We start from the raw sequence: 23,822 nt of genomic DNA, 5'->3' as shown, positions 1-23,822 counted from the left end.
CAGGGCTATCCCCACTCGTTACAGCTCAGAACCACCAAGGCGGTGCGCGATGCTGTCGCAGGCAAGCGCGCCCACGACGGTCTTGGCATCCTCGATCTTGCCGTCGAGCACGGCATCGATCAGCTCGTGCAGCGGCACCAGGTCAACGTTGACAAACTCGTCATCGTCGGGGTTGGGCGCATCGAACTCGAGCTTGGTGGCCAGGTAGATGTGAATAATCTCGTCGCAAAAACCACAGGTCGTGACAATCGACGTTAAAAAGCGAATGCGCCCGGCCTTAAAGCCCGTCTCCTCATGCAGCTCGCGCCTGGCACAATCGAGCGGGTCCTCGCCTGGGTCGAGCTTGCCGGCGGGAATCTCAACCGTCACGCGGTCGATGGCGGTGCGGTACTGACGCACCAGTACGATCTTGCCGCTCTCGGTCAGCGCCACAACGGCCGCCGCACCCGGATGGCGAACGATATCGCGGGCGCTGCGGTGACCGTTGGGCAGCTCAACCTCAAGACGGTGGACGTCGAGGATCTTGCCCTTCCAGGCGCACTCCTCCGAAAGAATCTTCTCGTGCAGCTCGGCATCGTGCGGGTCGTCGTCGCCCAGCACCAGCGCCGGCTCGTCAGCGACCTCGCCACCAGGCTCGCCCTCGGCGTGCCCATACATGTGGCTGTCCTCTTCGACGATTTGCGCGTCCACGAGCTCTTCGTTCTTCTCGTCCATCCGTCTCATTCCTCTCGGATTTTAAGCATCCCAGGCGTCGCGGCCGCGCAGCGCGCGCAGGCCAATGTCGTGACGCAGGGTCTTGCCCTCAAAATCGATCTTCTCGCAAGCCTCGTAGGCAAGGTTGCGAGCGTTCTCGAACGTGTCGCCCAGCGCGGTCACGGCGAGCACGCGGCCGCCGTTGGTCACGAGCTGGCCGTCCACCACGGCGGTGCCGGCGTGATACACGGTCACGTTCTCCATGGCCTCGGCATCCTCGATGCCGGTGATGACCTTGCCCTTCTCGTAGCTGCCGGGATAACCCGCGCTCGTCAGGACAACGGCCACCGCCCACTCGTCACGCCAATCGAGCTCAATCTGGTCGAGCTCGCAGTTAGCGCAGGCAAGCATGACCTCGACCAGGTCGTTCTTAAGGCGCGGCAGCACGACCTGCGTCTCGGGGTCGCCAAAGCGGGCGTTAAACTCCAGCACCTTGGGGCCGGCGGGGGTAAGCATAAAGCCGCCGTACAGGCAGCCACGGTAATCGATGCCCTCGGCGGCGAGCTCGGCCACGGTCTGCTCCATGACCTTCACCATGGTGGCGTGCTCCTCGTCGGTCACGATGGGCACCGGGCTGTAGACGCCCATGCCGCCCGTGTTGGGACCAAGGTCGCCCTCAAGCGCGCGCTTGTGGTCCTGCGAGGTGGCCATGGGGCGCACGGTCTTGCCGTCGGTAAAGGCCAGCAGCGAGCACTCGGGGCCAACGAGCATCTCCTCGATAACCACGGTGTTGCCGGCGTCGCCAAAGGTGCCGCCAAAGCACTCGCGCACGGCCTCTTCGGCCTGCGAAAGCTCGGTTGCCACAATAACGCCCTTGCCCGCAGCAAGACCGTCGGCCTTCACGACCAGCGGAGCGCCCTGCTCGCGCACATAGGCGAGAGCCGAAGCCTCGTCGGTAAACGAGCCGTAGGAGGCCGTCGGAATGCCCGCGCGCTCCATGAGCTGCTTGGAGAACAGCTTAGAGCCCTCCATCTGAGCGCCCTCGGCACCCGGGCCAAAGCAGGGAATACCCGCCGCGCGCACGGCGTCGGCCACGCCCGCCACGAGCGGAGCTTCGGGGCCAATCACCACGAGTCCGCATCCGTGGCTCTGTGCAAACGCCGCCACGGCAGCAGGATCGCAATCGTCGAGAACCACGTTCTCGCCGCAGCTCGCGGTGCCGCCGTTGCCCGGGGCGATGTAGAGCTTGCCGGCGCGCGGTGATGCCGCGAGCTTGGCTGCCAAAGCATGCTCGCGGCCGCCGCTGCCCAACAACAGGATGTCGATGGTTTGAGTGTCCGCCTTCAAGGGTGCCTCCTCTATGGATTAACGGCCCGTCAACCATGCGGGCCCATTACAAGCAAATATACCCCTCGGCCGCCCGTCCGGGCTGCGAAGGGGTATATCGCAATAACCAAATAACGCCGATTACTTCCAGAATCGGTTGATGATCTGCTCGCGGCCGGCGCCAACACCGACAAACGTCACGCGCGTGTGCGCCAGATCCTCGACAAATGCCACGTAGTCCTGAGCCTCCTGCGGCAGCTCCTCAAAGCTGCGGCAGCCGGTGATATCGCACTTCCAGCCAGGAAGCTCCTCGTAGATGGGCTTGGCATGCTCAAAGCGCACCTGGTGCTCGGGCACGCTGGTGTAGCGCTCGCCGTCGACGTCATAGGCCACGCACACCTTAATGGTGTCGAAGACCGAAAGCACGTCGAGCTTGGTCAGGGCGATGTCGGTAAGACCGTTGACGCGCGAGGCGTAGTTGGCGATGGGACCGTCAAACCAGCCGCAGCGACGACGGCGACCGGTAGTCACGCCGTACTCATAGCCCTCCTCGGTCAGCGTATGGCCGGCCTCGGACTCGTAGGAAAGCTCAGTGGGCATGGGGCCTGCACCGACGCGGGTGATGTAGGCCTTCATGACGCCCAGCACGCGGTCGACGTTTTTCATGCCAACACCAGAACCGGTGATCGCGCCGCCGGCGGTGCAGTTAGAAGACGTGACAAACGGATAGGTGCCGTGGTCGATATCGAGCAATGTTGCCTGGGCGCCCTCAAAGAGCAGGGTCTTGCCCTCATCGATCATGTTGTTGAGCAGCAGGCTCGTCTCGGTGATGTACGGGCGCAGGCGCTCGGCCATGGGCAGGTACTCTTCACAGATCTGGTCCACGGTGTAGGTGGGCAGGCCGTAAAGCAGCTCGAGCTCGGGATTCACGCGGGCAAGAGCGGTTTCCAGCTTGTCGCGGAAGAGCTCCTCGTCCAGCATGTCCTGCATACGAAGACCAATACGAGCCATCTTGTCCTGATAGCACGGGCCAATGCCGCGCTTGGTGGTACCGATGCTCTTCTTGCCGAGCTTCTGCTCAAAGGCGCCGTCCAGGTCGACGTGATACGGCATGATCACGTGTGCGTTGCCGCTGATCTTGAGGTTCTTGGTGGTGATGCCATCGGCCTCGAACATGTCGATCTCCTCAAGGACAACCTTGGGGTTGACGACGCAGCCGTTACCAATCACCGACACGTGGTCGGCGTACATGATGCCGGAGGGCACCTGGTGCAGGCCGTACTTCTTGCCGTTGACAACGATGGTATGCCCGGCGTTGTTGCCGCCCGAATAGCGCACGACGGCATCGAAGTCGCCGGCGATCAGGTCGCAGATCTTACCCTTGCCCTCATCGCCCCACTGGGCACCGACCAAAACGGTTGACGGCATGTTTACTCCTTACATACATGGACTGTCTGCGCGCCATACGGCGGGCAGAAGCACAAAACATTCCCAGTATACCCGTGCAACGGGCGCCTGTCCTACTCCTCGGTATGCACCCCATCAAGCTCATAGAACTTGGTAGACGCCGGCAGAAACATCAGGTCGACGTCGCCGATCGGGCCCGAACGGTTCTTGGCCACGACAATACGCGTGACGCCCTCGTCGGGTCGGTCGTCGCGCGAGGCCTCAGCCTCGTCGGCGGAACGGTCCAAGAACATGACGATATCGGCGTCCTGCTCGATGGAGCCCGATTCGCGCAGGTCGGAAAGCTGCGGGCGCTTGCCGGTACGGGATTCGACCTGACGCGACAGCTGAGACAGCGCGATCAGCGGAATCTTGAGTTCCTTGGCCATAATCTTTAAGCCACGCGACATCTCGGAGACCTCGACGGTGCGGCTCTCGGAACGGCGTCCCGGCGGAGGACTCACCAGCTGCAGGTAGTCCAAGATAATGATGGCCTTCTCCTTGTTGTGGAGCATGCGGCGGCTCTTGGCGCGAATCTCGGTCACCGTGGTGCCGGGCGTATCGTCAATCAGAATATCGAGCTTGGACAAGGTCTGCGTGGCCTCGTTGATATTGGCCCACTGCTCGGGGCTAATGCGACCCATGCGAAAATCACTGATCGAAATCATGGCATAGGCGCAAATCAGGCGCTGGGCAATTTCCTTGCCCGACATCTCCAGCGAGAAAAAGCCGACGGTGTAGCCCACAGCGGCGGCATTGAGTGCCAGGTTTAGAGCGAACGAGGTCTTACCCACGGCGGGGCGGGCGCCGATAATGATGAGCTGGCCCTCACGGAAGCCCATAAGCATGCGGTCGAGTGACGGGAAGCCCGTGGGCACGCCCGCTGCCTGGCCACCGGCCTGGCACACTTCCTCGGCCTCGTTATAGGCCTCGACCATAAACTCGGTCAGTGTCTTGTAGCTCGACTTAACCTCGCGCGCCGTAACCTTGAGCAGCTTGCTCTCGGCCAGCTCCACGATCTCTTTGGTATCGGTGGGGGCGTTATAGGCCAGCGCGTTAATCTCGTTGGTGGCGCCAATCAGCTCACGCAGCATCGAGTCGCGACGAACGATGGCGGCATGGTGCTGCCAGTTGACGAGCGACAGGGTCTGACCCATCAGCTCCAAAATGTACGCCTCGCCGCCCACGGCATCGAGCTTGTTGATGCTTCGCAGGTAATCGATCAGCGAGATGGAGTCGATGGGAATGCGACTGTTGTACATATCGACCATCGCGGTATAGATGGTCTTATGAATGGGCCGGTAGAAATCATCGGGCTGCAGCTCGACCTGGGCTTCTTCGACCACCTCGGGCGATAGCAGCATGGCGGCCAGTACGTTGGCCTCTGCATCTTGGTTTTGGGGGAGACCCAACTTGGAGCCGCGGTCCTCGACCGTCAGCCATGTCTCCCTATCGTCATATGCCATGAGCATCCTCATTCATATCGCTTGCGAGCATCCATAGTATCAGCCACAGCTTTAAATCGAGGCGCGCCTTAACAATCATCACCGAACCAAACGGATGAACGGTCCCTTATGTGGAGCTACATCTCAATGTATGACGTGACGCCCACTCAGCGCAAAAAATAAAAGGGCGCCCCGGTCTCCCAGAGCGCCCTTCTTAGAACAAGATTGTTGCGTTGCAGCAAATGCTACTCAGCAGCAGCCTCGGTCTCGACCTCGGCGGTCTCGGCCTCGGCGACCTCAGCGGCCTCCTCGACCTCAGCCTCGGCAGCGAGCTCCTCGGCGGTAACGCCGACGAGAACGACAACCTCGGCCTTGATCTCGCGGTACAGCGAGATCGCAACGGTGTGGGCACCGGCAACCTTGATGGGCTTACCGAGCTCGACGCGCTTGCGGTCGATGTCCATACCGAGCTGATCCTTGATGGCGTCAGCGATCATAGCGGCGGTGACGGAGCCAAAGAGGATGCCCTCGTCGCCGACCTTGACGTCAACGGTGACCTGCTTGCCCTCGAGGGCAGCCTTGGTCTCGTTGGCGGTAGCCAGACGGACGGCCTCGCGCTTGGCGATGTTGTTGCGACGCTCGTCAAGCTGCTTGAGGTTGCCCTTGGTGGCGGCAACAGCAAGCTTCTTGGGGAACAGGAAGTTCTCAGCGTAACCCTGAGCGACCTCTACGACGTCACCCTCGCCGCCCTTGCCCTTGATCTCATCGAGAAGAATAACCTTCATGATGCGTCTCCCTTCTTAGCCGCGGTCGCGGTTGCCACGAGAGGAAACCACGGGGACGGTGTACGGCAGGAGAGCCATCTCGCGGGCGCGCTTGATGGCGTTGGCGATGTCATGCTGATGCTGCGTGCAAGCGCCAGTGACGCGACGGGGCTTGATCTTGCCACGGTCGGTCATGTACTTACGGAGAAGCTGAGTGTCCTTATAGTCGATGAACTCAGTGTTCTCCTTGCAGAACTGGCAGTACTTACGACGCGGCTGACGTGCAGAAAAATCATTAGCCATGTCAAAATACCTTTCATTTGGCAACTTCGGCGAACCGAAGCCGCCTCTCACTCAAAAATAGGTGAACAACCCTTAAAACGGGATGTCCTCATCGTAGACGTCGACCGCGGGCGGCGTAGCCACCGGTGCGGCAGGACGCGCTGCGGGCGCGGGAGCTGCGGGGGCGTAACCGCCCTGATCGTAGCCACCCTGGCCACCACGGGAGCTCATAAACTCGATCTCATCGACGATGACCTCAAGCTTGCTCCTGCGCTGACCGTCGCGCTCCCAAGAGCTGTAGCGCAGCTTGCCCTCGATCGCGACCTTGTTTCCCTTTGCCAGGAAACGGCTCACGGCCTCGGCGCGGGTGCCGAACATAGTGCAGTCGACAAAGTTGGGATAGTCCTCCCACTCGCCAGTCTGCGCATTGCGGCGGCGATCGTTCACGGCGACGCCAAAGGACAGAACCTGGGTTCCGCCGGCAGTGGCGCGCAGCTCGGGATCGCGGGTGAGGTTACCGGTGATGTTCACTCGATTGATGCTCATTACTCACTACTTCCTCTTGGGGCACAAGCCCAGTCCAAAACGACAGTCTTACTCCTGGTCGTCGCGACGGACGATCATGTGGCGGACCACAGCGTCGGTGATGCGCAGGACGCGATCAAGCTCGGCGATCTGGGTAGGATCTGCGTGGAAGTTGATGAGGGTGTAGTCACCATCGGTGAGGTCGTTGATCTCGTAGGCGAGCTTGCGCTTGCCCCACTCGTCAACGGAGTCGACCTTGCCAGCGCCCTCAGCGATCGTGGTATCGATACGCTTCATAACAGCGAGACGAGTCTCGGGGTCGAGCGACGGGTCAACAAAGAACAGCAGTTCATAAGCCTTCATATTGTCACCTCCTCTGGACAAATGTGGCTTCAGGTCGTGAAGGTGCGCCTGAAGCAGGAAAAGACTTGGTAATAGTATCTTTCAACCTCCCAGGCTGCAAGAATATGCAGCTACAACCTCATGACCTCCACATATGTCCATACTCGCACGGCCTTTCTTGCATATTCCAACCAAATGCTGTCCAAGAGCTTGACGGATTTGAGGACAAGGGCGGGTACATACCGACTTTCTGCCAGATAACCGCAAGTCGCTCGCAGCATGGCTGCGGTCACAAAATGCATACCAGCGGTACAACGCGACATTTTGAATTATTAAACTTGATTCCCGACCGTCCGTAACTACCTCATTTGAACAGTTCGCCTGGGCCGATTACGCAGGTCATCGATTGGTTTCGGCACGGTTGGGCAAACGACGGAGCGATGCAATTTAAAAAATGCCAAGTTTTTGGTTTGCACTTTGCGATTCCTCGTGTATACTGACTTTCGCATTTAATGGAGAGTTGTCCGAGTGGCCGAAGGAGCACGATTGGAAATCGTGTAGGCGTCAAAAGCGTCTCCAGGGTTCAAATCCCTGACTCTCCGCCAGTTAATTCCAAAGCAGGCCTTTGTGCCTGCTTTGTTTTTACCCCACGCGGAGGGGTGGCAGAGTGGTTGAATGCGGCGGTCTCGAAAACCGTTTGGCCTGTATAAGGTCACGAGGGTTCGAATCCCTCCTCCTCCGCCATTTTGGTTGAGAAAGCTCCCAACAAAGGGAGCTTTTTTGTTTTGATTCCCTTACAGACAAATACGGCGGCGGAGGAGGGGTTCGAACCCGACAGGGCGTTCAACACCAACCCAAATCTCCAAACATGTACATCACCCTCCAAAGATGTCAAAAAATGTCGTTTTTGGATGCTGATGTACATGTTTGGAACCTGTGACCGCGCCCAGTTCCGACCGTTTACCGAGCAATGGGGTCACGACCTCCCACAACCATGTACTATGTACGGGCATTTTCCAATCCAACTACCCAAAGGAACCCACCTTGCCCGTCATCGCCACTGTAATCGTTACCGCACACGCCTCGGATGCCATGGTTGCCATCCCGTTTTGGCTCGAGATGTTCGCTGTCGTCGCGGCGTCGATTTCGGGTGTACTGGTTGCGCGCGAGCACAAACTCGATCTGGTGGGCGCCGTCGCGCTCGCCGTGGTCTGCGGTCTGGGCGGCGGTCTTTTGCGCGATATGACGCTCCAGGTGGGCAACGTCTACATCCTTAACCAGCCCATGGCGCTTCCGCTGTCCATCGCCACGGCGGCCATCATCTACATCTTCCCTGCCATCGTCGACAAGCCCGACAAGCTCATCCCCCTGCTCGACATCATCTCGGTGGGTATTTATGCGGCAACCGGCGCAGATAAGGCGCTCGTGTACGGATTTGCACCGGTCGTGTGCATCATGATGGGCTTTTTTACCGCGGTAGGCGGCGGCATGCTGCGCGATGGTTTTATGGGCGTGGTGCCGGGTATTTTCCAGCGCACCAACTTCTATGCCATCGCGGCTATCGCTGGATCGGCAAGCTATGTTTGCCTTGTCATGAGCGGCTTGGTCAGCAATGTCGTCGCGCTGGTCGTTTGCGTCGCAGTGACCATGGGCCTGCGCTGGCTCTCGCTGCGCTTTGACATCAAAAGCCCCACCGAGGACGATATCGCGCGTTTCCTACATCGTAAAAAATAGATAGCACGGCCCGGCCCATCGCAAGGTGACAGCCTATCTACAACCGGCCGCAGGCCCGATATCCCGCGACGCCTTACGTAGGCAATTGCCCATGCAGAATACTGCAACCGCGAGTTTCTTTTAGAGCGAAGGCGCAATGGGTACCATATTGGGCGTATGCAAATCACCAAGCAAAGGATTCACCATGCCTCACAACCAACCCGCGGCGGCGCAACGTCACAACATGCGCGGACACCTCATTATGGCCTTCGCGCTTATCGCGCTGGCGTTTACCGCGCTGCCTTCCATGGCATTCGCCGGCACCGACACCGCGGGCAATGTTTTCGTGTCCGACGGGGATTCCAGTCCATCCGGCGTCGGGGGCGATCTGTACTGGGCCGGTCAAAGCCTTAGCCTGGATGACGCGTCCATCGACCGCGATATCATCGCCGCCGGCGAAAGCCTGTCGATTCGCGACTGCACCGTAGGCGGCGCCGTTCGCCTGGCGGCGCGCACCATCGATATCGCCAAGACCACCATTGATGGAAGCGTGACAGTTGCCGCTCAGCACGTCGTACTTAACTCCGGCAGTACCGCCAATTGCTTCTATGCCGCAGGTGAGACGGTTGCCCTGCGCGGCTCCGCCAAGTCGGCAGTGCTCGCGGGCAGTACGGTAACCATCGACGGCACTGTCGATGGCGATGTTGAGGTCTGGGCCGACAAGCTGGTGCTCGGCAAAAACGCCAACATCACCGGCACCGTAAACGCTCATGTCTCACAGGATCCCGAACGCGCCGACGGCGCCAAAGTGGGAGCCCTCAAGATCGACCGCACCGAGAACGAGGATACCTCCACCATCAACGACGTCATCGGCGGCATCGTTGCCGCAGCTCTTTCCACCTGCTTTGTCGCGATTCTCCTTGAGCTCGTCTTTCCGCGTGCAACAGCCAGCGCGGCCGGCATGCTTCACCAGCACCCCGCCCCGCTGTGGGTGAGCGGTCTTTTGGGCACGGTAGCCGCCGTTCCCGCCATCTTGCTGCTCATCATCTCTATTGCCGGCCTGTCGCTCGCCGGAGCCCTGATGTGCGGCGTCATCGGCATCGCCCTGGTCTCGGCGGCCTTTGCGGGCACCGCGGTCGCACGCATGGTCGGGCACAGCCAGAACCGCTACGCCATGGCCGCCGTGGGCGGCGCCATCGCCGGCGCCCTTACAGCACTTCCCCTTATGGGCAACTTTATCAGCGGCGTAGCCTTCGTCTTTATGCTGGGCTATCTCATTCAGATCATCTGGCGCAACGCCCACGTCAAACCGCAAAAGGCCCCCAACACCCCGGGCCTTCCCTCCGCCTAACCGCCAACCACCGCAAAGGTGTCCTTCCTCTTTGTGGTGGTACAAAAAGGGCGCCGGCCGCGATGGTCGACGCCCTTTCTTGTGAATGCTACAGAGCTCAGCGCTTATTTGTTGACCTGACCGGCGCGAACGGCAGCCTTCTTGCGATCGGTGGCGTTGAGCAGACGCTTGCGCAGACGGATGTTCTTGGGGGTGATCTCCACCAGTTCGTCATCGGCGATGTACTCCAGCGCCTCCTCCAGCGAGAAGGTGCGAGGCGGCACCAGCTGCACGGAGATATCGGAGGTCGAGGAACGCTGGTTGCCCAGGTTCTTGGTGCGGGCGATGTTGACGACCATGTCGCCGGCCTTGCTGCGCTCACCCACGATCATGCCCTCGTAGCACTCGACACCCGGCTCAACAAACAGCTGGCCGCGCTCCTGCAGCGTGCCCAGAGCGTAGGCAACGGCCTTCTCGGTGGTCATGGAGATCATGGCGCCGTTCTGACGGTTGCCGATCTCGCCGGCGTAAGGACCGTACTCCAGGAAGGTGTGATAGAACACGCCCTCGCCGTGAGTGACGTTCATGATGCGGTTCTTAAGGCCCATGATGCCGCGAGTCGGGATCTTAAACTCAAGGTGCGTCACGATGCCCGAGGTGTCCATGCTGGTCATAATGCCGCCAGAGGTGCCAAAGACCTCGACGACCTTGCCCGAGTACTCGTCCGGGCACTCGACGACAGCCTGCTCGACGGGCTCCATCTTGTTGCCGTTCTCATCCTTCTTAAACAGAACGCGGGGACGGCCGACCTGGAACTCAAAGCCCTCGCGACGCATGGACTCCATCAGGACGGACAGGTGCAGAATGCCGCGGCCCGAGACCTCGACGCCGCTCTTGTCCTCGAGCTCCTCAATCTTCATGGTCACATTGTTCTCGGCCTCATTGAACAGGCGCTCCTTGAGCTGACGAGCGCCCACAATGTCGCCATCGCGGCCGACGAGCGGAGAGGTCGAAGCCTCGAAGACGATGGACAGGGTCGGCGGATCGATCTCGATAGGCTCGAGCTCGACGGGGTTCTCGGGATCGGTGTAGACATCGCCGATGTCGGTGCGCTCGATACCCACGACGGCGGCAATGTCGCCGGCGCCGACTTCCTGGCACTCGGTGCGGCCCAGGTAGTCGAAGGTAAAGAGCTGCTTGACGGTAGCGGTGGCGCTGGAACCGTCGTTCTTGACGACCAGGATCTGATCGCCCTGGCGAATGCTGCCGGAGTACACACGGCCAATGCCGATGCGGCCGACAAAGTTGGAGTGGTCGATGGTCACGCACTGCATAGCGAGCGGCGCGGTCTCGTCAACCTCGGGCGCGGGCATGTCGTCGATGATCATGTCGAGCAGCGGGTACATGTCCATGTTGCCGTCGTTGGGGTCAAGGCGGGCAAAGCCATTCATGGCGCTGGCATAGACCACGTGCTCCATGGCAAACTCGAGCTGGTCGTCGGTGGCGCCCAGGTCGGCCATAAGGTCCAGACAGTCGTTGTAGGCCTTCTCGGGGTTGGCGCCCGGACGGTCGATCTTGTTGATGACGATCATGATCTTAAGGCCGGTGTCGATGGCGTGACGTAGGACAAAGCGGGTCTGGGGCATGGGGCCCTCAAAGGCGTCGACCAGCAGCAGAGCGCCGTCGGCCATGCGCAGCACGCGCTCGACCTCACCGCCAAAGTCGGCGTGGCCCGGGGTGTCGATGACGTTGATCTTAACGTCCTTGTACTCGATAGAGATGTTCTTGGCGAGAATCGTGATGCCGCGCTCGCGCTCCTGGTCGTTGGAGTCCAGGACGCGATCCTCGACCTGCTGGTTGGCACGGAAGGCGTCCGTGGCACGCAGGAGCTTGTCGACCATCGTCGTCTTACCGTGGTCGACGTGGGCAATAATGGCGATGTTCCTCAGATTGTCTACGCGCATGTAGTTCCCCTATCTTCTCTCTATATACAAACGGCACGCGTATGCGACCCGTCCAGCAACACAACGCTCGGCGGGAATATTGAGCCTTTTACCGAAAACTCGTTTATTTTAGCGATTCTAGATGAGAGGGGTTTCCTCACCTGCAGGTTCAGGGTCGCTCCACATAAAACCATCGCCGGCGCCCATGCCCTCGTACAGCACATATGCCGAAAAACCGCTCTCGAGCGTGGTCTCGAAGAAGCTAACGAGCAAAGCGTCGTGATATCCACCCTCGATCTCCACACAGCCGGTGTAGCCGATGGCATAGCGGGCGATGCGGCCCAGGCCTTCGTCCTTGAGACCCATCTTGTGCTCGGAGATAAAGTTGGTGGCAGCCTCCAGGCATGCTTCCTCACCGTCCTCGTCGAGAGCCGCAAGGTAGCGGTTGGAGGCGGCATCCTCGATCGCCACGACAACGCCCGGGTTTTCACCGGCGGCAAGGTCGTCCAAAAACGCACCGATCAGATCGCACACCATGGCGTCGAGCTCGGCGGAGACGTTACCGGCGTCCTGCATATCCTGTGCCATCTTTTGACCTTCCCATCGCATTCGGCGTCGTTATAACTCCTGTGCCTCGGCCGCGATTCTGGCGGCAGCGTCACGGGCGCGAACCATATCCGCCGCGCGCTTGTCGAGCACCTTGATCTGGTTGGTCAGCATTACCGCATCGACCACGCCCCAGATCACCAGGCCCGTCGAAATCGAAAACCCAAGCGCACCAACTGTACCACGAAGCCGCGACAAGATTACCGCAGCAAGCGCGGAGACAACAACCATCTTGATATAGGAGTCACGGCGCTCGCGAAGAGTGCGAGCCTGCGTCACATACGCAATGCGCGCGGCCTCAAATGCCTCGGCGCGCATATGGGCCTCACGCGCGATAGCGGCTGCTTCGGCCGACACGCTGGTGCCCATCAGCGCTCGCCGTGCATCGTGCTCAACCGACATTTAGAAATCATCGGGCGAGAGCGTGTGGACAAACTCGTCAAACTTCTCGAACTCACTCTCGTCGTCAACCTCGTCGGCAAGCGGAGAGACGGTGCCCAAGCGATTCATGATGTCGTCCTCCACAAACATGGGGGCATTGCTGCGCACGGCAAGGGCGATAGCGTCGCTCGGTCGTGCGTCAAGCATATGCTCGCCCCTATCGGTGTGCACGACGACCGTCGCGTAGAACACCGGCGGCTCGGCGCGCACGATCTCGATACGCTCGATCTTCGCTCCCACCACTTCGATGGTATCGAGCAAAAGATCGTGGGTGATGGGGCGATCGGTGCGGCCGGTATCGATACCGCGGCTGATGGCCGCTGCCTCGTAGGAACCGGTCTGGATGGAAAGAGAGCGCAGCGGCGCGGACGAATCCGACTTACGGCAACGCTCGCGCAAGACGATCAGCGATGGCACGGGACCGGCGGCCATGACGATGGTCTCTATGTCGACACGAACCATGGAACACCTCCGGTACGTTGTTATTGGCATGCGCGGCAGCTCCGCCGCGTTGAATAGCTATACTACCCAAACTTTCGCACCGCACACAAAAACTTATTGGATAGGTAAGAAAAGAGCCCCGAGGCAATAGCTCGGGGCTCTTTACGTTTTAGATGGTGGACCTGACAAGATTCGAACTTGTGACCTCCCGGTTATCAGCCGGACGCTCTAACCAACTGAGCTACAGGTCCATCATGGTGGAGGTTAGGGGGATCGAACCCCTGACCTCAGGCTTGCAAAGCCCGCGCTCTCCCAGCTGAGCTAAACCCCCACGGAGACAGTAATAAACACCCCAGCGGCGACTCGGCTCTCGCTGGGGTGTTTATTGCGAAAGAAAGTGGTGGACCTGACAAGATTCGAACTTGTGACCTCCCGGTTATCAGCCGGACGCTCTAACCAACTGAGCTACAGGTCCATCGCGCAAGGGATATATTAGACGAGTCGTTACGCGCGCGTCAACAACTTTTTTGAAAATCTTTGGGAGGGGTGGTCGCTGGGCTGGCGAGATAGTGTTGGTTTGCTGCTCGGGCAGTCCTGCGCAAGACGAAGGCCACATTAAGTGGCCTTCTTTGCGTGCGGAACTCGCGAAAAACCAACACTATCTCGCCAGCCCAGCGACCATGGGGTCCCAAGGTTTTCAAAAAAGCGGTCGGCGCGCAGGTGCGCCGACCGCCGATATATGGGGTCTGATGATTATTACCAGCTAGGGCCTCTTACTCGTCTAGGAGATCCTCTGGCATGTCGTTGCCGTCGCCTGGGTCGACTGGGGCCTCTTCGGTGACGTCTGCGGTCTCAGCACTTTCGCCCTCGGGCTTCTCTTCGGCGGCCGTCATGCGGGCAACGGCGCACACGCGGTCGTCATCGCTTACGGTCATCATCTTGACACCCTGCGTGGTTCGACCGGTCTGGCTGATCTCGTCGGTCTTGACGCGAATGACCGTCGCGCCCTCCGTCACGATAAACAGCTCATGCTGCGGGCCGACCGCCTTCATGGCCGCAAGGTTGCCCTTGCGCTCGGTCATTTGGATGGTGTAGACACCCTGGCCGCCGCGGTTTTGCTCCGGATAATCCGAGACCGGCGTGCGCTTGCCGTAGCCGCACTCGGTAATGACAAACAGGTCGCCCTCGCCGTTGGTGACCTCCATGCCCAAGACACTCACGCCGTCCTTCATGCCAATGCCGCGGACACCGCTGGTATCGCGGCCGGTAGCGCGAACCTGGTCCTCGGGGAACATGATCGCCTTGCCCGCAGTGGTGGCCATGATGATCTTATCGCCCTCGCGCACGCGGCGCACGGCGAGCAGCGCGTCGTCGTCCCTCAGGTTGATGGCGATGAGGCCATCGCGGCGGCTGCGATCATAGGCGCTCATCACGGTCTTTTTGACCATGCCGTTCTTGGTGGCAAACATCAGGTACTCATCGGCGGGGAACTCACGACAGCTAATGACGCTCGCGATCTTCTCGCCTTCCTCAAAGGGAAGCAGGTTGACGATTGCGGTGCCGCGCGCCTGGCGCGTACCAACCGGCAGCTCGTGCACCTTCAGACGGTAGACCTTGCCCTTGCTCGAGAAGAACAGCACATACTCGTGGGTGGACGCGATAAACATCTCGTCGATAACGTCGTCCTCTTTAAGGTTGACGCCCGACACGCCCTTGCCGCCGCGCTTCTGGGCGCGGTAAGCGGCCACCGGGATACGCTTCACATAGCCGGTGTGGGTGATCGTCACGACCATGTCCTCGTCGGCGATGAGGTCCTCGACGTCCAGATCCTTCTCGACCTGGCTGATCTCGGTACGGCGCTTGTCGCCAAACTTCTTGGAGATCTCGCGCATCTCTTCCTTGATGACGCCCAGTATCTTCTCCTCGTGCGTCAGCAGGTCCTCGTAGTAGGCGATAGCACGGCGCAGGCCGTCCAGCTCTTCCTGGATCTTGTCGCGCTCCAGGCCGGTCAGGCGACGCAGCTTCATCTCGAGGATGGCCGTGGTCTGCTCGGGCGTAAAGCCAAAACGCTCAATCAGGCGGCTGCTGGCCTCGGCATCGGTCTGCGAGGAGCGGATGATGCTAATGACCTCGTCGATATGGTCGAGGGCCATAAGGTAGCCCTCAAGGATATGTGCACGGGCCTGGGCCTTTTTAAGGTCAAAGTGGGTGCGGCGGGTGACTACGTCGACCTGGTGGTCGATGTAGTGCTGCAGCATCTCGCGCAGGCTCAGGCATTTAGGAACGCCATTGACGAGTGCCAGGTTGTTGGCACCAAAGGTGGTCTGCAGCGAGGTGTACTTATACAGGTTGTTAAGTACGACCTGCGGGATAACGCCCTTCTTGAGCTCAATGACCAGACGGATGCCCTTTTGGTTGGACTCGTCGCGCATATCCGAGATGCCCTCGATGCGCTTGTCGTTTACGAGCTGGGCGATTTTCTCCTGCAGGGTGCCCTTGTTGACCATGTAGGGAATCTCGGTAAAGACCAGGCGGCTGCGGCCGGTCTTGGTGGACTCCACATGGGCCTTGGCACGCACGGTGATGGAACCGCGGCCGGTCTCGTAGCTCTGCCTAATGCCGGCGCTACCCATGATGATGGCACCGGTGGGAAAGTCCGGGCCGGGCATAATCTGCATGAGCTCGTCGACGGTGGCGTCGGGGTTGTCGATCAGGTAGCAGGTGGCCTCGATCGCCTCGGTGAGGTTATGCGGGGCGATATTGGTGGCCATGCCTACAGCGATGCCTTGGCTGCCGTTAACCAGCAGGTTGGGGAAGCGAGCGGGCAGTACCACGGGCTCGGCGAGCGACTCGTCGTAGTTGGGCTGCCAGTCGACGGTATCCTTCTGCAGGTCGCGGAGCAGCTCCATGGCGGGCTTTGCCAGACGGCTCTCGGTGTAACGCATAGCTGCGGCACCGTCGCCGTCGATGTTGCCAAAGTTGCCGTGGCCGTCGATAAGCGGCGTGCGCATGGAGAACCACTGCGCCAGACGAACCATGGTCTCATAGACCGCGGAGTCGCCGTGGGGGTGGTACTTACCGATAACTTCGCCGACCGTCCAGGCCGACTTCTTGTGCGGGCGGTTGGGGTAGATGCCGCTCTCGTTCATGGCGTACAGGATGCGGCGGTGCACCGGCTTTAAGCCGTCGCGCACGTCCGGCAGGGCGCGTGCCGTAATGACCGACATCGAGTACTCGATAAACGACTGCTTCATCTCGCGGCCAAACTCCGAAATCTGGAGCTGGCCGCCGTTGATGTCCTCGCCGGCCGAGGCACCGCGATCGACCGCGCCAAAGCTCTCCTCGAGCTCGGCGTCGTCATCCTCTTCCTCTTCATCCTCGACATCGGGGTTGTAGGAATCCGGATCGCCGTCCTCGCCCTGCTCGGCGCGGGCGAGCAGGCGCTTCAGATCATCGGGCATACCGGCGTCGCCGGCCTCGTCCATACCCTCGTTGTTGTTGATATCGTCTGCCACGTTACCTCCTCATGGTTTGCGTGGTCCATTAGTTCCCTACCACGGAGACGGCTTTTCCAGGTGCCGCAGATTCGCCCGAAAGAGGAGGGAAGCGTACTTGGGTACGCAACCGACGATTGAGGGCGAAGGTGCGGTGGCTGGGAAAGCCGAACAGGTTAGGCATCTAAGAAGCGTGCATCATGCGCGTGTTTTTCAATGTACTCGCGGCGATAGCCCACCTCGGAACCCATGAGCTCGCGTACGGCACGGTCCGCCACCACGGCATCCTCGATCGTCACGCGCTGCAAAATGCGGGTCTTGGGGTCCATCGTCGTCGAGGCAAGCTGCTTGGGGTCCATCTCACCCAGGCCCTTGTAGCGCTGGACGGTATAGCCCTTGCGCTTCTTGGTGATCTTGCCATCCTTGGCCTTGCCGTCCTCGTCGTTGTCGTCGGGGTTCAGGCCCAGGCTCTGAATGGTGTCGCGCAGAATCTCGTCTTCGGGCTGTCGGCCGTTGGGATACACGTAGTGAATCTTGTTGCGCACCTTAATGCCAAAGATGGGCGGGCAGGCAACATAGACATAGCCGGCATCGATCAGCGGACGCATGTACTTGTAGAAGAACGTCAGCAGCAGGATGCGGATATGCGCACCGTCGACATCTGCATCGGTCATGATGATGATCTTGTGGTAGCGCGCCTTGGTGATATCGAAGTCGCCGCCGTCGCCGGCGCTCGTCGTGACGCCGCAACCGATCGCGGTGATCAGCGACTGGATGGTGTCGCTCGAGAACGCACGATGGTCACCCACGCGCTCGACGTTCAGAATCTTGCCGCGCAGGGGCAGAATCGCCTGGATGTCTCGGCGGCGGCCGTCCTTGGCCGAACCGCCTGCCGAGTCTCCCTCTACGATGAAGAGCTCGGTCAGCTCGGCATCGCGCACCGAGCAGTCGGCGAGTTTGCCGGGCAGCGACGCCGTCTCGAGCAGGCTCTTGCGACGGGTCGCCTCGCGCGCCTTGCGGGCGGCGTTGCGGGCCTTGCAGGCCTGCTGCGCCTTCTTGACGATCTCGCGGGCGGGCTTGGGGTGCTCCTCGAGGTAGTCGGCAAGACCGTCGGTCACGATCTTGAGCGTAAGCGTGCGCATGTAGGAACTACCGAGCTTGGCCTTGGTCTGGCCCTCAAACTGCGGATCGGGCAGCTTGACCGAGATGACGGCCGAGAGACCCTCGCGCACGTCGTCACCGCTCAGGTTGGCCTCTTTCTCCTTAAGCAGGTTCTGCTTGCGGGCGTAATCGTTAATCACGCGGGTGAGGGCGGTGCGGAAGCCCTCGAGGTGCATGCCGCCCTCGGGGGTGTAGATGTCGTTGGCAAACGACATGACGTTCTCGCCATAACCGGCGTTCCACTGCAGGGACACCTCGACCTCGCCCATCTTGGCCACGGGCGCATCCGGGTCCGATTTGCCCTCAATGTAGATGGGCTCCTTAAAGGCCTCGGGGACGTCCTTGCCGTCGTTGAGGAACTTGACGAAGTCGATGATGCCGCCCTCGTAGCAAAACTCCTCCACGCGGGGAGCCGCCTCACGCTCGTCAGTCAACACGATCTTGAGGTTCTTGTTGAGAAACGCCGTCTCTTGCAGACGATTGTGCAGTGTATCGAAATCGTAGACGCAGGTCTCGAAGATCTCGTCGTCGGGCCAGAAGGAGACGGCGGTGCCCGTCGAATCCGAGGTGCCCACGACCTCCATCTTCTTGACGGTCTTGCCGCGCGAGAATTCCATCTCGTAGATATTGCCGTCGCGGCGCACCTGTACGACCACGCGCTTGGACAGGGCGTTGACAACGGAGATGCCCACGCCGTGCAGGCCGCCGGAAACCTTATAGGCCGAGTTATCGAACTTACCGCCGGCGTGAAGGATCGTCATGACGACCTCGAGCGTCGGAATCTTTTTGACAGGGTGCTCGTCGACGGGGATGCCGCGCCCGTTATCGACGACCGTAATGGAGTTGTCGGCGTGGACCGTCACCTGAATCTCGGTGCAGAAACCGGCCATGGCCTCGTCGACGGAGTTGTCAACGATCTCCCACACCAGGTGGTGCAGACCGCTGGCGCTCGTCGAGCCGATATACATGCCCGGGCGCTTACGGACGGCTTCGAGACCCTCGAGGATCTTAATTTCGCCGCCATCGTAATCGTTTTCGTTTGCCACACGTCCTCCTTCGGTTAAGAAAATCTGTATAGCCTTACTATTTTATCGTAAAAAATACCCTCGGGGACGAGGGTATTTGCCTATACAAGGCCACCAGATGCGATTTAAGACTCTTTTTTGCTTTGCACGCCCTTGGCCCACTCGGCACTGGCCCTCATGGCGTTCTGGAGGGCCTCACGCAGTTTTTGGTCTTCGATGGGCGATACCTGGCGCTCGATCTCGGCGCGCTCGGCTTCATTCAGGTCGGCATGCGGCGCGGGCGGGCGCTCGGTCGCGACCGGGCGCAGGCGCTCTTTTGCCGCGGGCGGCGTGTGGCCGGGACGGGTCGTCTTAAATACCAGGCCATCCACATGCGCGCCGGCACGCTCCATGCGTGCGCGGATTATCTCGCGCAAAAGTGTCATCTCCTGTGTCCACGAGGGCGAATCGAGATACACCAGCAGCTCGTTGGACTCGGGAAGATAACGCAGCCCCGTCACATGCCGGCCCTCGCGCGTGCCCGAGCACACCGCGTTCCAAGCACGGTAGACCGCGCGCGATTCCTCGGCGGCCTCCATTTGCGCACGACGCTCGGGCGTAGCCGATGCCAAGATGCGCTGGCGCTCGGCACCCAAAAAGTCACTGAAGGCAGCCGTGCCGTTCTCACGCTCGTAATTAGCATGCCTCACCCATGCTCACCACCTTGGCTCGATCAAGTAACTCATCGGTAAAGTATCCCAAATTGGTGGTGGTTATGACTGTCTGGATGTCGTCGCCGATCAGCTGCAAAAAAGCGGCGCGGCGATCGCCGTCGAGCTCGCTCATCACGTCATCCAAAAGCAGCAGCGGGGCGGTACCCAGAATATCGCGGGCTACGGCCACCTCGGCCACCTTCCAAGCCAGAACCAACGTACGTTGCTGACCCTGACTAGCAAACGAGCGAGCCGAGCGGCCGGCGACCGAAAACTCAATCTCGTCGCGGTGCGGACCCACGAGTGTCACGCCGCGGCGGATTTCCTCGTCGGCGCGCTCGTCGAGCGCCGCGAGCATGTGCTCGTATGCCCAGCCCCTCAGCTCCTCGCGGTCATCGGTCTGGGGCAGCTCTCCCAACGTGGACGCATAGGCCACATCGGCCTCCTCCCCGGACGCAACCAGCCCGTAGGCATTGCGCACGTGGGCATCCAAGCGATCGAGCAGGGCCAAGCGGTGCACCAGCAGGGCCGATCCGGCGCGGGCAATCGACTCATTCCACGCACCGAGCATCTCACGGCAGCACCATGTCTCTTTGAGCAGGGCGTTGCGCTGCGTCACGCAGCGGCCATAGGCGCTTGCCAGATCGGCATAGCGGGCGCTCAGCTGCACGCCAAAGTCGTCGAGCGCGGCGCGACGCACGCTGGCACCACGCTTAACCATATCCAGATGATCGGGGCAGAACAAAACACTCGGCAGCACGCCGCGCACGCCAGAGGCGGCACATCGCTTGCCGTTGCGGCTAAACGAACGCTTACCGTCCTCCACGCATAGGCCCATGTCCAGCACGCGGCCATCGCCCTCGAGCCTAAGCTCGGCCTTGCACAAACCCGTGCCGTCGTGCACAAGCTCGACGGCAGTGGAATGCCTAAACGAGGCGCCGCTCGTTAGCAGCTGCAGCGCCTCTATGAGGTTGGTCTTTCCCGCCGCGTTGGGCCCCGCGAGCACCGTCACGCCATCGCTCAGTTCCAGGCGATAGCTATCGAAGCTGCGGTAGCGCGCGACGGAAAGATCGCGGGCGAACATGGCCATAGGGCGCCGCTAGATGCGCACCGGCATGACCAGGTACAGATAGTTGATCTTGTCGTAGGACTTAAAGATGCCGGCCTGCGAGTAGCTCTTGAGCTCCAGCGTGATCTCCTTCTCCTTGGACAGGGCGTTGAGACAGCCAAAGATGTAGTGGTAGTTAAAGGCAATGGTGCCCGACTCGCCCTCGGCCTCGACATCGATCGTCTCCTGCGCCAGATCCTGGTCATTGGAGATGGAGGACAGGCCCATCTGGCCGTTCTCGACATCGATCTCAAACTTGACGGCGGGGTTGGCGCTCGCGATGACCGCCACGCGCTTGAGGGCGGCATTAAAAGCCGCCACGTCGATCTTGACGCTCGTTACGCACGAATCGGGGATGAGCTGCTTGTAGTTGGGATACACACCCTCTATGCGGCGCGACACGTAGGTGGTGTTGCCGGCTTCAAAGACAACCTGGGTGTCGGTGGCACCGATCATAATGGTCGCCTGGCTCGCCATGATGCTCAGGGCGTCGTTGAAGGCATCGGCCGGCACGTTGAGCTCAAAGGAGCCCTCGAGCGTCGAGGTCTCCACCTGCGTATCGCACACGGCCAGACGGAAGGAGTCGGTCGCCACCAGGCGCACGGTGTTGTTTTCGACTCTCATATGCACACCGCCCAGGATGGGGCGGGCCTTGTCGGTCGAGGTGACGCGCCACACGCGGCCGACCATCTCGGACAGAATGTCGGTCGGGAGCTCAACGGCGCTCTCGATGGCATAGGCCGGGAACTCGGGGAAATCGTTGGCATCGAGCGTATTCAGGCGGAAGGAACTCTTCTCGCAACCGATCAGCACCTGGCGCTCCGAAAGCTCAAAGGTAACTGGGGCATCGGGAAGGGTCTTGGTGATGTTGGAGAGCATCTTGCAGGGGATTACCATCTCACCTTCCTCTTCCACATGTGCCGCGATGCGGTGACGAATCGAGATAGTGTAGTTAGAGGTTTGGAATTCCAAGATGCCGTCTTGTGCCTTGATGAGCACGCCCGACAGAATAGGGAGGGTGGATGCCGAAGCGACACCCTTCATGACGACGCCGATTGCTTGCGTAAGCGAGCTCTGGCTGACGGTGAACTTCATCTTTTAATACCTTTCTATAGATATAAATATCTTAATAATAGTAATAGTACTGACGAAACTGTTGATTACTCCCAAACATGCAGGTCAAACCCAAAAAGAGAATTGACAGTTCCCTGTGTGCAACAGGGGTCGTTTTCCACGTTCAAAACCTGCGCAAAACTTTTCATCGGAGCGGGCTGGGTTTTAGACACCTTATGCCCGCGGTTTCGACAAGTTTTCAACAGGTGTGCCTATTTCCCTACGAGCGCAGTGTAATTTTGTCCCGTAGCGATTTGAGGTCCTCGGTCACGGTCCGGTCTTCCTGAATCATCTTCTGGACTTTTTTGTAGCTCGTGCTGACGGTCGAGTGGTTGCGGTTGCCAAACTCCGCACCCACGGCGGTGGTTGTCATCTCGCACATCTCGATCGCTAGGTAGATGGCGATATGGCGCGCCTTGGCGATATTGGCATTGCGGCGCGGACCAATGAGCTCCTCATGCGTCACGCCGTACTGCTCCTCGATAACAGACTGAACTGTCTGCACGTTGATCTTTTTGGCCGACGTGTCGAAGTACTGGCTGGCGATGGCATCGATGTCGTCGAAGCTCAGCTCGCTACCCTCGCGCTCGCGGTCGCCCGCCTCCCCGGCGCAGCGCTCGCAGAAGCTCTCGAGCTCACGGATGTTGGTGCCCGATACCTCCGCCATGTGTTTAAAGTGCTCGTCAGTCAGATGTCCGCTGTCGCCACCGTAGGCCGCCAGCAGCGAGTCGTCGCCCGCCTCGGGCGCCGCCGCGATCGTGTTCTCGTAATAGCGCTGCAGAATCTTGTACTTCATCTCGTAGCTGGGCTCTGCTACCAAGCAGAGCATGCCGGCGTTAAAGCGGCTGGTCAGGCGCTCGTCCATGTTCAGGTCCTTGGGCGCACGGTCTGCGGCAATCACGACCTTCTTGTTGTTGCGGATAAACTCGTCCATGAGCTGGAAAAAGTAGTCCACGCTCGCGCGTTTGCCGATGATGTTTTGGATGTCATCGATGATGAGCACGTCCACGCCGTGGTATGCCTGCATGATGGGAGCGTTACTCTTCTTTTGGCGGTCGAATTCTGTCATCAGATCATCGATGTATGCCTGTGAGTTGGCGTATTTCACTTTGATCTCGGGCGACTTCTCGGCGAGCTCGTTTTTGATGGCGAGCAGCAGGTGGGTCTTGCCTAAGCCCGATTTGCCATAGATGAACAGGGATGTGCAAGTACCGCGTTCGTCTGCGAGTGCGGCGAATTTAAGTGCCGAACGATAGGCGTGGCTGTTTTCGGGGCCGTAGACAAAGTTTTCGAAGGTGAATTTTGAGTTGGCCACGAGGGGCGCGCCATCGGCGTTCTGCTCGCCCGGCGCAGCAGCCGTGGGGACGCTCACAGGCGATGTCGAGACTGGTTTTGCGCTCTTGGCGGGTGCCACGCCCTTCATCTGATTCATCATGCGGCGGAAATCGTCGGCCGACAGCGTGTTTTTGATCGCGATGCCCGGTTCTTCGCCCGGCGCCGCGTCGTGCGCGACGGGCATGTGTGAAACGCTGGGCGCGGTTGCTACCGGCACGGCTGTTGCGTGGGGCATGGTTTCACGGGAAACATCGCTCGCATTGGTCTCCGGAGCCGCCACGGGGGCGACGGTCGTCAAAGGGGGAGTGACGGGTGCCGCCCCTGTGGCGCCTGTCGTGGGACCCTGCGGGGCCACGATGTTGAGCGCGATCGGCGCAAAGGCAATCTCTTCTAGATAGTGCTCGATAGTCGGCTGGTGCTTTTTGAGCTGCGCAATGGCAAAGCGCGACGGTGCCTCGATGGTCAAGGTGTCCTCGGTCAGGCTCACGGCACGCGATTGCCCCAACATGTTGATGAGGCGTGCATCTTGGCCGTCGCGCTGGCAAAAGGCGATGGCATCCTCCAGGATGATGCTTGCTTCCTCGTCCACTGTCTCTC

20 protein-coding genes and 5 tRNA genes are annotated in these 23,822 nt (G+C 60.2%); 4 read left to right on the top strand and 21 right to left on the bottom strand.

The window, feature by feature from the left end:
• Positions 1-18: 18 nt before the first annotated feature.
• From ACTNB2_RS06465 to rpsF, 8 genes are all read right to left on the bottom strand, one after another.
• Positions 19-714 (bottom strand): NUDIX domain-containing protein, encoded by a 696-nt coding sequence (locus ACTNB2_RS06465; RefSeq protein ID WP_441033470.1) that lies wholly within the window; start codon positions 712-714, stop codon positions 19-21.
• A gap of 21 nt (positions 715-735) precedes the next feature.
• Positions 736-2,040, bottom strand: a complete 1,305-nt coding sequence (gene purD / locus ACTNB2_RS06460) for a phosphoribosylamine--glycine ligase (RefSeq protein WP_441042199.1) — start codon at positions 2,038-2,040, stop codon at positions 736-738.
• Between the two features lie 120 nt (positions 2,041-2,160).
• Positions 2,161-3,447 (bottom strand): adenylosuccinate synthase, encoded by a 1,287-nt coding sequence (locus tag ACTNB2_RS06455; protein ID WP_427717940.1) that lies wholly within the window; start codon positions 3,445-3,447, stop codon positions 2,161-2,163.
• 92 nt (positions 3,448-3,539) lie between these two features.
• Positions 3,540-4,937, bottom strand: a complete 1,398-nt coding sequence (gene dnaB, locus ACTNB2_RS06450) for a replicative DNA helicase (RefSeq protein ID WP_441042237.1) — start codon at positions 4,935-4,937, stop codon at positions 3,540-3,542.
• A 218-nt stretch (positions 4,938-5,155) separates the two neighbouring features.
• The gene (rplI, locus tag ACTNB2_RS06445) at positions 5,156-5,695 is read right to left on the bottom strand and encodes a 50S ribosomal protein L9 (protein ID WP_154516756.1); all 540 of its coding nucleotides are present in this window, start codon (positions 5,693-5,695) and stop codon (positions 5,156-5,158) included.
• A 15-nt stretch (positions 5,696-5,710) separates the two neighbouring features.
• A complete protein-coding gene (gene rpsR / locus ACTNB2_RS06440) occupies positions 5,711-5,977 on the bottom strand; it encodes a 30S ribosomal protein S18 (RefSeq protein WP_006235829.1) in 267 nt (88 codons plus the stop codon).
• Between the two features lie 72 nt (positions 5,978-6,049).
• Complete coding sequence (locus ACTNB2_RS06435) at positions 6,050-6,502, bottom strand: single-stranded DNA-binding protein (RefSeq protein ID WP_006235830.1); 453 nt, start codon at positions 6,500-6,502, stop codon at positions 6,050-6,052.
• Between the two features lie 48 nt (positions 6,503-6,550).
• Positions 6,551-6,844, bottom strand: coding sequence for a 30S ribosomal protein S6 (rpsF, locus tag ACTNB2_RS06430; RefSeq protein WP_006235831.1), 294 nt, complete (start codon positions 6,842-6,844; stop codon positions 6,551-6,553).
• A 493-nt stretch (positions 6,845-7,337) separates the two neighbouring features.
• Here rpsF and ACTNB2_RS06425 point away from each other — a divergent pair.
• From ACTNB2_RS06425 to ACTNB2_RS06410, 4 genes are all read left to right on the top strand, one after another.
• Positions 7,338-7,428 (top strand) — tRNA-Ser (locus ACTNB2_RS06425).
• Positions 7,429-7,476: 48 nt separating this feature from the next.
• A tRNA-Ser gene (locus tag ACTNB2_RS06420) sits at positions 7,477-7,567 on the top strand.
• A gap of 300 nt (positions 7,568-7,867) precedes the next feature.
• Positions 7,868-8,557 (top strand): trimeric intracellular cation channel family protein, encoded by a 690-nt coding sequence (locus ACTNB2_RS06415; RefSeq protein ID WP_229770653.1) that lies wholly within the window; start codon positions 7,868-7,870, stop codon positions 8,555-8,557.
• A 184-nt stretch (positions 8,558-8,741) separates the two neighbouring features.
• Positions 8,742-9,887: a polymer-forming cytoskeletal protein gene (locus ACTNB2_RS06410; RefSeq protein ID WP_441042201.1), complete on the top strand. Its 1,146-nt coding sequence runs from the start codon at positions 8,742-8,744 to the stop codon at positions 9,885-9,887.
• Between the two features lie 104 nt (positions 9,888-9,991).
• Here the strand turns inward: ACTNB2_RS06410 and typA are convergent, their stop codons facing one another.
• From typA to ACTNB2_RS06345, 13 genes are all read right to left on the bottom strand, one after another.
• The gene (gene typA, locus ACTNB2_RS06405) at positions 9,992-11,830 is read right to left on the bottom strand and encodes a translational GTPase TypA (protein WP_441032650.1); all 1,839 of its coding nucleotides are present in this window, start codon (positions 11,828-11,830) and stop codon (positions 9,992-9,994) included.
• A 117-nt stretch (positions 11,831-11,947) separates the two neighbouring features.
• Positions 11,948-12,397, bottom strand: a complete 450-nt coding sequence (locus ACTNB2_RS06400) for a hypothetical protein (protein ID WP_154516767.1) — start codon at positions 12,395-12,397, stop codon at positions 11,948-11,950.
• A gap of 30 nt (positions 12,398-12,427) precedes the next feature.
• Positions 12,428-12,817, bottom strand: coding sequence for a hypothetical protein (locus tag ACTNB2_RS06395; RefSeq protein ID WP_441015226.1), 390 nt, complete (start codon positions 12,815-12,817; stop codon positions 12,428-12,430).
• Positions 12,818-13,318 carry a bifunctional nuclease family protein gene (locus ACTNB2_RS06390; RefSeq protein WP_441042203.1) on the bottom strand — a complete coding sequence of 167 codons (501 nt, stop codon included), beginning with the start codon at positions 13,316-13,318 and terminating at the stop codon, positions 12,818-12,820. It lies immediately after the preceding gene.
• Between the two features lie 153 nt (positions 13,319-13,471).
• Positions 13,472-13,548 (bottom strand) — tRNA-Ile (locus tag ACTNB2_RS06385).
• Between the two features lie 4 nt (positions 13,549-13,552).
• Positions 13,553-13,628, bottom strand: a tRNA-Ala gene (locus ACTNB2_RS06380).
• A gap of 67 nt (positions 13,629-13,695) precedes the next feature.
• Positions 13,696-13,772: transfer RNA gene (locus tag ACTNB2_RS06375), tRNA-Ile, on the bottom strand.
• Between the two features lie 298 nt (positions 13,773-14,070).
• The gene (gene gyrA, locus ACTNB2_RS06370) at positions 14,071-16,782 is read right to left on the bottom strand and encodes a DNA gyrase subunit A (RefSeq protein ID WP_441042239.1); all 2,712 of its coding nucleotides are present in this window, start codon (positions 16,780-16,782) and stop codon (positions 14,071-14,073) included.
• A 185-nt stretch (positions 16,783-16,967) separates the two neighbouring features.
• Positions 16,968-18,998: a DNA topoisomerase (ATP-hydrolyzing) subunit B gene (gyrB, locus tag ACTNB2_RS06365; RefSeq protein WP_441042206.1), complete on the bottom strand. Its 2,031-nt coding sequence runs from the start codon at positions 18,996-18,998 to the stop codon at positions 16,968-16,970.
• A 104-nt stretch (positions 18,999-19,102) separates the two neighbouring features.
• Complete coding sequence (locus ACTNB2_RS06360; RefSeq protein ID WP_441042208.1) at positions 19,103-19,666, bottom strand: DciA family protein; 564 nt, start codon at positions 19,664-19,666, stop codon at positions 19,103-19,105.
• Positions 19,653-20,759 carry a DNA replication/repair protein RecF gene (gene recF, locus ACTNB2_RS06355; protein ID WP_427717918.1) on the bottom strand — a complete coding sequence of 369 codons (1,107 nt, stop codon included), beginning with the start codon at positions 20,757-20,759 and terminating at the stop codon, positions 19,653-19,655. Before recF ends, ACTNB2_RS06360 begins: the two co-directional genes overlap by 14 nt.
• 9 nt (positions 20,760-20,768) lie before the next feature.
• The gene (dnaN, locus tag ACTNB2_RS06350) at positions 20,769-21,872 is read right to left on the bottom strand and encodes a DNA polymerase III subunit beta (RefSeq protein WP_427794035.1); all 1,104 of its coding nucleotides are present in this window, start codon (positions 21,870-21,872) and stop codon (positions 20,769-20,771) included.
• Between the two features lie 238 nt (positions 21,873-22,110).
• Positions 22,111-23,814 carry a DnaA ATPase domain-containing protein gene (locus ACTNB2_RS06345; RefSeq protein ID WP_441042211.1) on the bottom strand — a complete coding sequence of 568 codons (1,704 nt, stop codon included), beginning with the start codon at positions 23,812-23,814 and terminating at the stop codon, positions 22,111-22,113.
• Between the last annotated feature and the right edge of the window lie 8 nt (positions 23,815-23,822).

Origin of the sequence: Collinsella sp. HCP28S3_G2 (assembly GCF_052065125.1) — a bacterium.
Taxonomy (GTDB): domain Bacteria; phylum Actinomycetota; class Coriobacteriia; order Coriobacteriales; family Coriobacteriaceae; genus Collinsella.
Note: the sequence above shows the minus strand (reverse complement) of the source record. Positions and strands in the feature narration are given on the sequence as shown.

Bases quoted from the DNA above. Each gene is read 5' to 3' on its own strand.
- ACTNB2_RS06465 (WP_441033470.1), bottom strand. From the start codon at position 714: ATGGACGAGAAGAACGAAGAGCTCGTGGACGCGCAAATCGTCGAAGAG.
- ACTNB2_RS06390 (WP_441042203.1), bottom strand. From the start codon at position 13,318: ATGGTTCGTGTCGACATAGAGACCATCGTCATGGCCGCCGGTCCCGTG.
- rplI (WP_154516756.1), bottom strand. From the start codon at position 5,695: ATGAAGGTTATTCTTCTCGATGAGATCAAGGGCAAGGGCGGCGAGGGT.
- rpsF (WP_006235831.1), bottom strand. From the start codon at position 6,844: ATGAAGGCTTATGAACTGCTGTTCTTTGTTGACCCGTCGCTCGACCCC.
- rpsR (WP_006235829.1), bottom strand. From the start codon at position 5,977: ATGGCTAATGATTTTTCTGCACGTCAGCCGCGTCGTAAGTACTGCCAG.
- ACTNB2_RS06400 (WP_154516767.1), bottom strand. From the start codon at position 12,397: ATGGCACAGGATATGCAGGACGCCGGTAACGTCTCCGCCGAGCTCGAC.
- ACTNB2_RS06455 (WP_427717940.1), bottom strand. From the start codon at position 3,447: ATGCCGTCAACCGTTTTGGTCGGTGCCCAGTGGGGCGATGAGGGCAAG.
- recF (WP_427717918.1), bottom strand. From the start codon at position 20,759: ATGGCCATGTTCGCCCGCGATCTTTCCGTCGCGCGCTACCGCAGCTTC.
- ACTNB2_RS06410 (WP_441042201.1), top strand. From the start codon at position 8,742: ATGCCTCACAACCAACCCGCGGCGGCGCAACGTCACAACATGCGCGGA.
- gyrA (WP_441042239.1), bottom strand. From the start codon at position 16,782: ATGGACGAGGCCGGCGACGCCGGTATGCCCGATGATCTGAAGCGCCTG.
- ACTNB2_RS06435 (WP_006235830.1), bottom strand. From the start codon at position 6,502: ATGAGCATCAATCGAGTGAACATCACCGGTAACCTCACCCGCGATCCC.
- dnaB (WP_441042237.1), bottom strand. From the start codon at position 4,937: ATGCTCATGGCATATGACGATAGGGAGACATGGCTGACGGTCGAGGAC.
- dnaN (WP_427794035.1), bottom strand. From the start codon at position 21,872: ATGAAGTTCACCGTCAGCCAGAGCTCGCTTACGCAAGCAATCGGCGTC.
- ACTNB2_RS06395 (WP_441015226.1), bottom strand. From the start codon at position 12,817: ATGTCGGTTGAGCACGATGCACGGCGAGCGCTGATGGGCACCAGCGTG.
- typA (WP_441032650.1), bottom strand. From the start codon at position 11,830: ATGCGCGTAGACAATCTGAGGAACATCGCCATTATTGCCCACGTCGAC.